The sequence below is a fragment of the Dysgonomonas sp. GY617 genome (assembly GCF_015233815.1).
Classification (GTDB): Bacteria; Bacteroidota; Bacteroidia; order Bacteroidales; family Dysgonomonadaceae; genus Dysgonomonas_A.
The window spans coordinates 527,603-540,543 of the sequence record NZ_JADCLR010000029.1 but is presented as its reverse complement, the minus strand read 5'-3'; the positions used below and the strand labels follow the sequence as shown (position 1 = coordinate 540,543).

Genomic DNA, 12,941 nt, shown 5'->3' with positions numbered 1-12,941 from the left:
GAAAAGTTTTATCTTGACAAAAGCAAGGCTCTATTTATTTTGCCTCACTTATTAAGGTATAAAAATAGTACATAAAGTTTCTTTTTCTAAATTTGTAAACATTAAATAAGATATTATGTTTCTACCAGACAATATTGATCTCGGAAAATCAGAAAAATACATTCTGACAATTCGTATAACACCCAACGGCTTAGCGTTCTCCATACACGAACCGCGCATGGGTGGCAATTATTGTTATCGGGAAACTTCTTTTTCGAACGAATCGGATAGACTGAGCAACATTCAACGTATAATTTTCGACTACAATTTTCTGACACAAGTTTTTATACAAACCAATGTTGTCTTTGTTTCGAAAGAGTATGATATTGCCCCCCGTTATTTATTCGAAAAAAATAAAAAAGAAGCATTATATAACTTTACCCATCAGGAACAAGTTGAACAAGTTCTGATTAGCCCTGACCCAATTCAAGACAATATTACCATATTTAATGCTGACAAAGAAATTTATAAATTTCTGATGCGCAGTTTATATAATCCTACCTTTTTTCATCATTCCAATTTATTAATGAAATACATTGAGGGCAAAAACAGAATTGCTGAAAAGCGTTCGAAGATGTACCTCAACTTTCACAACGAGTTTCTCGATGTATTTTGTTATGATGAAAAATCTAATTTGCTTCATGCAATTACATTTCAACATGAGAATGGGCATAATCTCATATATTTCATTCTGAATATCTGGAACAAATGCAACTTTGACCAGAATCAGGATTACCTGTATATCCTTGAAAATTTTGCAGGTTCTGATAAGTTTGTTCTTCCAATTCTTCGCGATTATATCAAACGCATAGAAACGGTTGGAGTACCCAGTGAAGTAGAGTTTATGGAAACAGACAGTAGAAAAGCCCCTCTTGACTTATTAATATTAGCAACCATATGAGAATTGTTAGCGGACGATATAAAGGACGTCGATTAGAACTTCCTAAAAACTTCAAAGCGAGACCGACAACTGATTTTGCGAAAGAAAATTTATTCAATATACTTAGCAATTCAATTGATTGGGAAGATGTAAAGGCTCTCGATTTATTTGGAGGAACGGGTAGTATCAGCTTCGAACTGGTATCAAGAGGATGCCCTCAGGTTACATGTGTAGAAAAATTCGCCCCTAATTATTCTTTCATCGAGAAAACTCAAAAACTTCTCGAAGCCAACGAATTAAGAATATTCAAGATGGATGTTTTTAAATTTCTGGACATTTCCAAAGATCAGTTCGATTTTATTTTTGCAGATCCGCCTTACGATCTTCCTTTCCTGAAAGAGGTACCTAAACTTATCTTTGAGAAGAATCTTTTGAAACCCGGAGGAGTGTTTGTGATGGAACATTCGAAATCAGACGATTTTTCATCAGCTCCTTTATTCAAAGAGAAAAGAGTTTACGGCAGTGTCAACTTTTCTATATTCGAGAAAGAAGAAAGTGTTGAATGATTTCAGTATGTATCCCGATATATAATACTGATGTTACAAAGCTTGTAACAGACCTACATCTACAATGCGAGGCTTTGGATGCTCCGTATGAAATACTTTTGATTGATGATGCTTCGGACTTGCCCTTTCAAACGATCAATAGAGAATTATCGAAACTTGAAAATATACATTACGAAGAACTTCCTGTTAATATTAGCAGGGCTAAAATCCGTAATCTTTTCCCGCAAAAAGCAGCGCATCCTTATCTTATTTATATAGATAATGATGCTCAGGTCTGTTCGCCACATTATATTTCTACTTACATAAAAATGCGATCGCCAGGCATAGTGTGTTATGGTGGATGCGAGTACCTACCTTGTAAAGACAGTCAGCATTCATTACGTTGGCTTTTCGGGATGTATAGAGAAGCTATTTCGATAGAGACACGAAAAGAACATCCTGATCAGTATTTCTCGACTTTCAATTTCATGATAGATAAGCGGGTTTTACTACTTACTCATTTCGACGAAAGTATACAGGAATACGGATATGAGGATGTTGTATTTCATACCGAAATAATAAAACAAGGACATCATATTACTCAAGTCAATAATCCATTGATTCACACAGGCATCATCTCAAACGATGAATTTCTTAAAAGAACAGAGTCAGCTCTGGAGAATCTATATTTATTACAAGAATCGGGAAATGACAAAGTAGACTTAACCGAAACTGTAAAACTTCTTAAGACTAAGTCTAAGATTGACAGATTAAAGCTAACGCGGCTTGTTTCCTTCTCTTTTCAATTGCTGAAAAAGAGTTTCATTAAGAATCTTTTAGGAAATAAACCCAGTTTATTTGTTCTCGATCTCTATAAACTAGGTTATCTTTGCACCTATTCAAGGCAAAAATAATTACTTTGATAAATACAATAATAAGAGACAGTTATAGTTATAAGATTTAGCAATCGTTACTTAAACATCTTACTTAATCGAAAAAGAATGCTAATAGCCAAACAAAAAAAGAACGAAAATATTGCTGAATATTTGCTATATATGTGGCAAATAGAAGATATTCTAAGGGCAAACAAATTAGATATTGATGTTATAGAAGAAAGTATTATTAATAAATTTGACCAGACTGATGATATTAAAAAAGAAATAAAAGATTGGTATGAAGGCTTAATCGAGATGATGAAACTAGAAGGTATAACTGAAAAGGGACATCTTCAAATCAACAAAAATGTAATTATCGATCTAACCGACCTTCATTTAAGATTACTTAAATCGCCCAAAGAACCCGAATACATCTCAAACTACTACAAAACGCTGCCTTTTATTGTAGAGCTGAGAGCAAAATCTGAAGACAAAAGTACCCCCGAACTAGAAACTTGTTTCTCTGCTTTATACGGATTCTTATTACTACGCTTACAGCAAAAGGAAATTTCGGGAGAAACTCAAGCAGCAATATCTCAAATCAGTTCATTTCTTCGAATGCTATCTAACAGATACCATTTAGACAAAGAAGGGAAGTTAGAGATATAAAATCACATACCGTTTTACTTTCTAAGCAAGCAATAATAAAAAAGCATATATTTCAACAACCATAAAAACTAACTATAATGGCATTTTTCTCAGGAAACAAACAAGCTGATGACGAAGACAAGTCAGCAAAAAATATTTTCGTATTTCAATTAGTTCCTAAAAATGTATTAGTAACCGGCTCTAATGGTCAGTTAGGGAGCGAGCTTAAGCGTGCAACCGCAGATCATGAAGCGAATCTTAATTTTATTTTTACTGATGTTGCCGAATTAGATATTACAAACTTACAAGCTGTTGAGCAATTTGTAAAAGACAACAATATCAAATACATTGTCAATTGCGCAGCTTATACAGCAGTAGACAAAGCAGAGGATGATGTTGAACTTTGTTATAAAATAAACAGAGATGCAGCTCGTAATCTAGGTATTGCAGCAACCAACAATGAAGCTAAAGTAATTCATACATCTACCGATTATGTATTTGATGGTACAGGAAGTCGTCCTTATTTGGAAACCGATCCTGTAAATCCAAAATCGGTATATGGAAAGTCTAAACAAGAAGGAGAAACCGCTTTACTTGAAGTATGCCCCGATTCAATCATTATCCGCACAGCATGGTTGTATTCTATCTATGGAAATAACTTTGTAAAAACAATGATTAAACTAGGTAAAGAAAGAGATGCTCTAAATGTAGTAGCGGATCAAACCGGTAGTCCAACTAATGCCGCCGATTTAGCTAAAGCCATCGTTAAAATATTAGATCATAGTGAATCTTACAGCCACTTCAAAGCAGGTATCTATCATTATACCGACGAGGGGATTACATCATGGTACGATTTCACTGTGGCTATTCATAAATATGCAGGTATCACAAGTTGCAAGGTTACCCCTATTACAACAGAGCTGTATCCGACAAGAGCAAGCCGTCCTCAATACAGTGTTTTAGATAAAACTAAAATAAAGACTACTTTCGAAGTAGAAACTCCTCAATGGGAGGACAGTCTTAAAGTTTGCGTAAACGAACTAATCAAGTAAAATTACAGCACAAATAAATATAAAGGTTACACCATTCGTGTAACCTTTTTTTATTATATTGCACTCTCCTCTGATTTACCGTAATCTAGATCACATATGAGATATCTTATAATATTGTTTTTCGCCTTAACTCCTCTTATTGGGAACTGTAAAGAAACGATCGAAACCTCAACTAATAGTAAGGATTCGACATTAAACATAGAGTCCAACCAACTCAAATATCGCAAACACTCAGAATCGAGTCTACACAGGAATAGCACAGTTATTAGAGAAGATGAATACTTGCCTGAGAATACTCCCAAATCATCTCTTTATATTTACATTGAAAAAAGAATGAGAGAAGAATTGAGCATTGACGAGAAAACTGCCCACTCTAAATTTCCTCTGATAGTGGTTGATAATCAAACACATTATCTAAAAGATCTAAATAATATAGAATACGGTCAGACAACGAAAATCACAGTGCTATCTGGAGATATCCCGTCTACTGCAGCTATATATGGGACAAGAGCTCTTAATGGAATAATTCTAATAGAAACTAAATAAACTCCCAGTGCTTTATCCTTAAAAGATAAAATAAGATGATTATTATGATATATTTTTGTATTTAAATTGAATTACCATGGGTATAAGTTTCACTCAGATACTAAGTGTCTTTGTTGTATTATTTGCACTGATTGACGTCTTAGGGTCAGTTCCTATTTTCCTCAACTTTCAACAAAAGGGGGAAGATGTAAACCCTAAACAGGCAGCCATATATTCGTTTGTCATAATGACTGCTTTTCTTTTTGTTGGGGAACTGATATTACATTTATTTAATGTCGATGTTTCTTCGTTTGCTATTGCAGGTGCATTAGTTATCTTTATTATATCTGTGGAAATGATTTTCGGAATAGAAGTTTTCAGAAACGATGCTCCTCCGGGGTCTACCACCTTAGTTCCTATCGTATTTCCTCTGATTGCAGGTCCAGGAACATTTACAGCATTATTATCAATGCGAGCCGAATTTCAAGTCAGCAATATTATTATCGGACTTCTTCTTAATATGATAATCGTATTCTTGGTTCTCAAAAATCTGAAATTTGTAAAACGGCTTCTTGGAGTAGGTGGTGTATATGTAATGCGTAAATTTTTCGGTATTATCCTTATGGGAATTGCTGTAAAACTATTTACGTCTAATTTGCACATCTTATTACAATCGTTTTCTCAATAAGATACTATCCAAACTTTCTCGCAACCTTACAGATTAAGACTATAATTGTTACATAAACTAATATTGAAAGTGTATGAAGAAATATTTAGCACTCTGTATACTCTGTTTTTTGTCTATTAGTATTTACTCTCAGATTGGTCAATCCGTACCAAAGCAAACTCTTAACAATGGGGTTTCAATGCCAATTCTTGGCTTTGGGACTTTATACCTTACAGATTCCATTGGTGAAAGATGTGTTGCAGAAGCTATTTCTGTTGGCTACCGTCTTCTGGATACTGGTAAAATATATGGAAACGAAGAAGCCGTAGGAAAGGGAATCAAAAAGAGTGGAATCAAAAGAGAAGAACTTTTTGTTACAACAAAGGTTTGGGTTAGCGACATGGGCTACGAAAGTACCAAAAAGGCTTTTGAGGAATCTCTGAATAAATTAGGCTTAGATTATATAGACCTCTATCTAATCCACCGACCAAGGGGAGATGTAAAAGGTACTTGGAAAGCTATGGAAGAGCTGTATGAGGCAGGTAAAATCAAAGCCATCGGGGTAAGTAATTTTGAGCCTGACCAACTAGAAGATTTGCTTACGTATGCTAAAATTAAACCTGCGGTCAATCAAATAGAAACCAATGTATTTTTTCAGCAACACGAAGCACAAGCAGCGATGGAAAAATTAGGCATACAAATGGAAGCATGGTCTCCTTTCGCTCAAGGACGCAATGATCTTTTCAGTAATCAGACATTGGCAGCCATTGGCAAAAAGCACAACAAGAGCATTGCACAAGTTACATTGAGATGGCTTATACAAAGAGGTATAGTAGCCATTCCCAGAACATCAAGTAAAGAACATATGATGGAAAATATAAATATCTTTGACTTCGAACTTGATGCCTCAGATATGCAGCAAATCTCTAAATTAGATTTAAACACCAGCCAGTTTCCTGAATGGGAGTAGTATTAGTAATTTATTACATCAATATATAATAGAAAGAAAGAGCGTGAACCAACATTCACGCTCTTTCTTTCTATTATATCAAAGTATATAACTTCTCAATTATCCTTTTCCAATTCTATAAGTAGATCGCTTTTGCTAGTAGTATCACCTACTTTTACCACTACTTTCTTTACAATGGCTTTGGTACTTGCTAAGATTGCATTCTGCATCTTCATTGCTTCTAAGATCACTAATGTATCTCCCGCTTTTACAGTATCACCTGTTTTCACCAATACATCCAATATTTTACCGGGCATTGGAGCTTTTAGCAATATAGTACTAGATTCATTAGCCTGCGAACTCAGAATTTTTCTTCTCTGCAAAGAGAATGGTGTTTCTACCGAAAAACAATAGCTGATACCATTAATCAGAATCTCATATTCATTCTGCTTCTGAGCAACTATTTCTACGGGATAACTCACTCCATTGACATTCATAAAAGTAAAACCATCAGGAGTTTCTTCCAAATGAGCATTCAGCTCTTTATCCTCAATTGTGTATGTATCATTGTCTCCAATAAGAAACTCATACTCTTTAGAATTATCTAAATCGAGAGCAACTAATTGTTTTTGAGTTGTATTTTGCTTGTTCATTATCATTCCAGATTACATATTATTAATTCTGTTTCTCAAAGACCATGCATCTAACGATTGCTTCTCTTCTTTGATTGGCTCGTTTTCTATACGATGATTGGTTATCGCTAATAGAGCACCAAATAGAGCCTCATCTTTTTCGTGATGAACCAGAGAATCCATATCTTTTTCAATGAATGAAGTATCGAAACTTCCTCCTTTAAAAACTTCATTATGCAGAACAGCTTTGCAAAATGGAATGGTTGTTTTAATTCCCTTGATATGAAAATCATTCAACGCCTTCAATGTATTTTCAATAACCGTTGGGCGGTCTTTTGCATGAACAATCAATTTAGCAACCATAGAATCAAAATAGGGAGTAATTTCGGAACCTGTAACAACTCCTTTATCAACTCTCACGCCTTCGCCTTCGGGAGTTCTCAATCCTTTAATGATTCCCGTACATGGAGAAAATCCTGATTGAACGTCCTCTGCATTTATACGACACTCAATAGCCCAACCATTCAACTTCACATCACTTTGAGCAATTGGAAGTTTTTCACCTCTGGCAATACAAATTTGTAATTCGATAAGGTCAAGACCTGTTATCATTTCCGTCACAGGATGCTCTACTTGTACACGAGTATTCATTTCCATAAAGAAGAAATTACCTTGTTTATCAAGCAGAAACTCAACTGTACCTAAACTTACATATCCTGCACCTTTTGCTAAAGAGACAGCAGCTGTGGCCATTTTTTCACGAAGTTCTTCAGAAAGAGCTGGTGATGGAGCTTCCTCTAATAATTTTTGATGTTTGCGCTGTACAGAACATTCACGCTCTCCTAAATGAATTACATTTCCGTGCGAATCACCCACTATTTGAAATTCGATATGCTTGGGGTTTTCCAAAAAGCGTTCGATAAATACTGATGGATTGTTAAATGCATTCTGAGCCTCAGATGACGCAGAGAAATACATTTGTTTCATTTCCGATTTCTTGTACACCACACGCATACCACGTCCACCACCTCCGGCAGAAGCTTTTATAATAAGTGGAAATCCAATCTTTTCGGCAACATCCAAAGCATCCTCAAGTGTATCAACGCTTCCATTACTACCTCCCAACATGGGAACATTATTCTTCGCAGCTATTTCTTTGGCAATTACCTTATCACCCATGTTCTGAATAACACGTGGCGAAGGACCTATAAATATAATACCTTCTTCGGTACAGCGTGTTGCAAATTGTGCATTTTCAGACAGATAACCATATCCGGGATGAATGGCATCTATATTATTTCTCTTGGCTAATAACACCAATGATTCTATATCGAGAAATTCGGGAATACCGCCATTATCAATATCTGGGAAATCTATTACTTTATCGACTGACCATAAATATAGTGCATTCGGTTCTTTAAGGGTACGAATACCCACCGAAGTAATACCCATTATTTTAGTGGTCTTAGCTATACGAATAGCTATCTCACCACGATTGGCTATTAATATTGATTTTATTTTATTCTTTTGTTTCATCTTGATTCTTATCCAAATTAAAGAGGCATATTACCATGTTTACGCTTAGGCTTATACTCAGTTTTTCTTTCCAGTGTTTTTAAAGACCTGATTATTTTGTGACGAGTCAGAGCGGGATCAATAACCTCATCAACAAATCCTTTTTCGTCAGCAATATAAGGATTGGTAACCTCTTCTCTATATTTCTGAGTCAGCTCCTTTTTAAGTACTACCGGATTTTCTGATTCCTTTAATTCTTTTCTGTAAAGGATAGCAATTGCTCCATCGGGTCCCATAACTGCAATTTCGGCAGTAGGCCATGCAAAACTAAAATCGCCACCTATACCTTTACTATTCATTACAATGTATGCACCTCCATAGGCTTTACGCAAAATTACGGTAATCTTAGGCACTGTTGCATAAGTATATGCATACAATAGTTTCGCTCCATGGCGAATAATACCATCATGCTCCTGATCTGTTCCGGGTAAAAATCCGGGAACATCCTCCAATGTTATAATAGGTATATTAAATGAATCGCAAATATTAATAAAGCGCGCCGCTTTTATAGACGAGTCAATATCTAACGTTCCGGCCATGACTTTAGGTTGATTGGCTACAATACCTACCACTTGACCATCCAGACGTGCAAATGCTGTAAATATATTTGCTGCATGGTTTTCGGCAACTTCCAAGAAATCACCTTTATCTACGATTAGTCTTACGATATCTTTTACATCATAAGGTTTATCGGGATCATCGGGTACAATATTCCTCAAACTCTCCTCTACCCTACTTATCGGATCTTCCGATTTTACCAAGGGAGGATTTTCCATATTATTAGAAGGTAAGTAAGACAATAGCTTCTTTACTCCTAAAATTGTATTCTCATCATCATTATATACAAAGTCGGCAACACCCGATTTAGTTCCGTGAACAGATGCTCCACCCAAATCTTCGGTCGATACAGTTTCATTCAGAACCTCTTTCACTACATTTGGACCTGTTACAAACATATAGCTTGTATCGGCAGTCATAAATATAAAATCGGTAAGAGCTGGTGAATATACTGCACCACCTGCAGCAGGTCCCATTATTACCGAAATCTGAGGAATTACCCCCGACGACATTACATTCCGTTTAAAAATATCGGCATAGCCATTCAAACTACTTACACCTTCCTGAATACGGGCACCACCCGAATCGATAAGCCCAACAACAGGAGCTCCCGTCTTAAGAGCCATATCCTGTATTTTTACGATTTTAGCTGCATGAACTGTACCTAAAGAACCTCCAAGCACACTAAAATCCTGAGAAAAAGCGTATACCAAACGTCCGTTTACGGACCCAAATCCTGTAACTACACCGTCTCCGAAAGCTTCTACGGTTTTCCCAAAAGATGCTGTTGCCGGTGGCGTATAAGCATCTGTTTCTTCGAAAGTACCCTCATCAAACAATAATAGAATACGTTCGCGGGCGGTTAACTTCCCTCTTTGATGTTGTTTTTTATAGTACGCCTCATCGTACTGCTTATTTAGCAGATTTTCGCGGGCTACAAACTGTTCGTAAATTTTTCTCATTTTATTACTATAATATCTTTAATCTTCTTTTGCTACAATAATATAAAGTCTAAGATTCACTTATCATTTCAGCAGATACCTGCACAATTGAAAACTACAACCAGACAATTCGTTATCAAACAATTACGCACTCAACAATTACATACTTTCAGAATATGTAATTATAATTTTGCCTTTTATTATCTAAAATTAGCGCCACAAGTTATAAAAAAGAAAAAACATAGTTCTCTTCTTATCTATAAAATAACAATATGTAAAAAAACCGACCGAATATTTACTAATTGTAAACTTCTATGGTTAAGATTCATTGCCTTGTTTCCCGAAAGCATCCGAATTTATATATTTTGGCAGGTCTTCTGACTTACTTCATCCCTAAACATCCTTCCCATTCGCATTAAGGAACAGTGGTATAGAGTGTTATTTAGAGACTCTTTATGAAGTTTACAGCAGCGGGTCTGTTCTCGATTTTCACGGGATTCCCTTTTCATTATTCTTTCAGCAAAAGTGACTGAATAACACCAAAACTGTGAAGCAAATATAAGCGATTTATTTTATCTATATCTTTTTTCGATCTCTTTTTATTTTAGCATCCCACACTTGAGTGCAAACCTACCACTTTTACCAATTGATCTTTATCGGCAAATGATGATAGATAAACCGTTGGTCTATAAAGGTTATAATGATAGCTTGTGTTTAATACTAAATCTGGAAATCCATCATTATCAATATCACCTATTAAGAATACTCTAAACATAGTATCATCAAAAGTAGGGGTAGATGCCAACAATTGATTTATTTCTTTTCCTTCTTTGTATCCCTTGAGATATAGTTTATAATTACTTATAATCATTTCATCTTTATTGTACTCAGCAGGTTTTAAATCGCCTGTTGAATATAGTGTATAAGATGAACCATTATATGTAAATGTTTTTTTCTCACTCAGGTCAATAAAATCTTTGTCTAATGGTATTGTTTTTATTTCATGAGATGATAGACGAGGCGAACTACTTATCAAAACCAAAGACGTGTCAATATGAGAAGTCTTAACTTCCCACCCTGTCCAATTCGAGGAGTTGTGTTCATCTACCGTTTCATCCAAAACAACGTCAAACGCTTTTTGAATACTAAGAGTGGTAGGTGCAATATAATATCGTCCTCTATCCTGAAAAACACCAAACCATCCTTTATTTATCATTTCGGGAGACGTTTCATCTCCATGAAAAACTCCTGTAGATAATACCGATAGAGGTAAATCCTTACTTTTAGGATAAAGCTCTTCATCTATCCAATCTATATTGTCAATGGAATCGGAACTAGCAATACTATCTTTTATTGCTAAAGAATCTCCTGCTATCTGAATATCATTTCCATTCTCCGCTTTTGAGATCTCTTTACAGGCTACTATCGAGACACATACTACTATCAACACTACTATTTTTCTCATTATCATACTAAAGTTATTATTAGTTATAGCAAACACATAATGCAATATTATTTAAGTATAACAGTTAGTTGCACTTATGCTTACCAAAGTATAAAAAAAGGTCTGAGACCTTAAAAAACATTTTACACCACAAAAGTATTTCAATAAACGAAAAAAAAAAGTATTTTTGTTACGCAAACGTGAGAATTAAAAATTAAGACATATTATTTATTCAAACTAAAATAAACAAACATGAGAATCGAACGTATTTTCGGACGTGAAATCTTGGACTCAAGAGGAAATCCAACAATCGAAGTTGACGTAACACTAGAGTGTGGTGCATTTGGACGTGCTGCTGTTCCTTCAGGAGCATCTACAGGAGAGCATGAAGCTCTTGAACTTCGTGATGGAGACAAAAAAAGATACTTAGGTAAAGGTGTACAAAAAGCTGTAGAGAACGTAAACAACGTTATCGCTCCTGCACTTATCGGAGACTGTGCTTTGGATCAAAGAGGTGTTGACCTTAAAATGATTGCTCTTGACGGAACTCCTACTAAATCTAAATTGGGTGCTAACGCTATTCTTGGTGTTTCTTTAGCTGTTGCTAAAGCTGCTGCCAATGCTCTAGATATTCCATTGTACCGTTATATTGGTGGTACTAATACTTATACTCTTCCTGTACCTATGATGAACATCATCAATGGTGGATCTCACTCTGATGCTCCTATCGCATTCCAAGAGTTTATGATTCGTCCAGTTGGTGCTGCTTCTTTCAAAGAAGGTTTGAGAATGGGTGCTGAAATTTTCCACGCTCTTGCAAAAGAATTCAAAAGCAGAGGTCTTAGTACTGCTGTTGGTGATGAAGGTGGTTTCGCTCCTAAATTAAACGGTACTGAAGATGCTCTTGAATCTATCCTTAAAGCTATCAAAGCTGCAGGATATGAGCCAGCTAAAGACGTAACTATCGCTCTTGACTGTGCTGCTTCTGAATTCTTCGACAAAACTGCTAAAGTTTACGATTATACTAAATTTGAAGGTCCTAACGCAGCAAAACGCACTTCTGCTGAACAAGCTGCTTTCTTGAAAGAACTTTCTGAAAAATATCCTATCGATTCTATCGAAGACGGTATGGACGAAAACGATTGGGACGGATGGAAAAACCTTACAGATGCAATCGGCGACAAAGTACAACTTGTTGGAGACGATTTATTTGTAACTAACGTTGATTTCTTGAGAAAAGGTATCGAACTAGGTTGTGCTAATTCAATCCTTATCAAAGTTAACCAAATTGGTTCTCTTACTGAAACTTTAGATGCTATCGAAATGGCTCACCGTGCAGGTTACACTTCAGTAACTTCTCACCGTTCGGGTGAAACTGAAGATGCTACTATCGCTGACATCGCAGTTGCAACTAACTCAGGACAAATCAAAACTGGTTCATTGAGCCGTTCTGACCGTATGGCTAAATACAACCAACTACTTCGTATCGAAGAAGAATTGGGTGACAAAGCTGTATATGGTTACAAACGTGTACAACGCAAAAAATAAGAAGTAATTCTTAATTATATAGCAAAAGCCGATATTCAATTGAATATCGGCTTTTATATTTTT

General features: G+C 35.6%; 13 protein-coding genes and 1 riboswitch. Of the genes, 9 read left to right on the top strand and 4 right to left on the bottom strand.

Translation table 11 applies throughout. The features are described from left to right. Window positions 1-115: 115 nt before the first annotated feature. The 8 genes from IR022_RS18105 to IR022_RS18070 all read left to right on the top strand — a co-directional run bounded on the left by IR022_RS18105 (window position 116) and on the right by IR022_RS18070 (window position 6,201). Complete coding sequence (locus IR022_RS18105) at window positions 116-940, top strand: DUF3822 family protein (RefSeq protein WP_050710323.1); 825 nt, start codon at window positions 116-118, stop codon at window positions 938-940. Beyond that, on the top strand, window positions 937-1,485 hold the full coding sequence (locus IR022_RS18100) for an RsmD family RNA methyltransferase (RefSeq protein WP_050710324.1): 549 nt from the start codon (window positions 937-939) through the stop codon (window positions 1,483-1,485). Before IR022_RS18105 ends, IR022_RS18100 begins: the two co-directional genes overlap by 4 nt. After that, a complete protein-coding gene (locus tag IR022_RS18095; protein ID WP_194204783.1) occupies window positions 1,482-2,378 on the top strand; it encodes a glycosyltransferase family 2 protein in 897 nt (298 codons plus the stop codon). The genes IR022_RS18100 and IR022_RS18095 overlap by 4 nt, the downstream gene beginning before the upstream one ends. A gap of 87 nt (window positions 2,379-2,465) precedes the next feature. Then, entirely contained in the window at window positions 2,466-3,008 is a 543-nt protein-coding gene (locus IR022_RS18090) for a DUF4924 family protein (RefSeq protein ID WP_050710326.1), read from the top strand. A gap of 77 nt (window positions 3,009-3,085) precedes the next feature. Next, a complete protein-coding gene (gene rfbD / locus IR022_RS18085) occupies window positions 3,086-4,039 on the top strand; it encodes a dTDP-4-dehydrorhamnose reductase (RefSeq protein WP_194204782.1) in 954 nt (317 codons plus the stop codon). Window positions 4,040-4,135: 96 nt separating this feature from the next. After that, entirely contained in the window at window positions 4,136-4,585 is a 450-nt protein-coding gene (locus IR022_RS18080) for a hypothetical protein (RefSeq protein WP_194204781.1), read from the top strand. A 70-nt stretch (window positions 4,586-4,655) separates the two neighbouring features. Continuing rightward, window positions 4,656-5,252 carry a MarC family protein gene (locus IR022_RS18075; protein WP_373419311.1) on the top strand — a complete coding sequence of 199 codons (597 nt, stop codon included), beginning with the start codon at window positions 4,656-4,658 and terminating at the stop codon, window positions 5,250-5,252. A gap of 73 nt (window positions 5,253-5,325) precedes the next feature. Then, the gene (locus IR022_RS18070; RefSeq protein WP_194204780.1) at window positions 5,326-6,201 is read left to right on the top strand and encodes an aldo/keto reductase; all 876 of its coding nucleotides are present in this window, start codon (window positions 5,326-5,328) and stop codon (window positions 6,199-6,201) included. 95 nt (window positions 6,202-6,296) lie between these two features. Here the strand turns inward: IR022_RS18070 and IR022_RS20280 are convergent, their stop codons facing one another. From IR022_RS20280 to IR022_RS18050, 4 genes are all read right to left on the bottom strand, one after another. Next, window positions 6,297-6,833, bottom strand: coding sequence for a biotin/lipoyl-containing protein (locus tag IR022_RS20280; RefSeq protein ID WP_317174093.1), 537 nt, complete (start codon window positions 6,831-6,833; stop codon window positions 6,297-6,299). A gap of 12 nt (window positions 6,834-6,845) precedes the next feature. Next, window positions 6,846-8,348 (bottom strand): acetyl/propionyl/methylcrotonyl-CoA carboxylase subunit alpha, encoded by a 1,503-nt coding sequence (locus IR022_RS18060; protein WP_194204778.1) that lies wholly within the window; start codon window positions 8,346-8,348, stop codon window positions 6,846-6,848. Between the two features lie 17 nt (window positions 8,349-8,365). Further along, complete coding sequence (locus IR022_RS18055; RefSeq protein WP_194204777.1) at window positions 8,366-9,907, bottom strand: acyl-CoA carboxylase subunit beta; 1,542 nt, start codon at window positions 9,905-9,907, stop codon at window positions 8,366-8,368. A 328-nt stretch (window positions 9,908-10,235) separates the two neighbouring features. Next, a riboswitch (cobalamin riboswitch) is annotated at window positions 10,236-10,445 on the bottom strand. 45 nt (window positions 10,446-10,490) lie between these two features. Continuing rightward, complete coding sequence (locus IR022_RS18050; RefSeq protein WP_194204776.1) at window positions 10,491-11,351, bottom strand: hypothetical protein; 861 nt, start codon at window positions 11,349-11,351, stop codon at window positions 10,491-10,493. A gap of 231 nt (window positions 11,352-11,582) precedes the next feature. Between IR022_RS18050 and eno the strand changes: the two genes are divergently transcribed. After that, window positions 11,583-12,878: a phosphopyruvate hydratase gene (gene eno, locus IR022_RS18045; protein WP_050710335.1), complete on the top strand. Its 1,296-nt coding sequence runs from the start codon at window positions 11,583-11,585 to the stop codon at window positions 12,876-12,878. Window positions 12,879-12,941 lie beyond the last annotated feature (63 nt).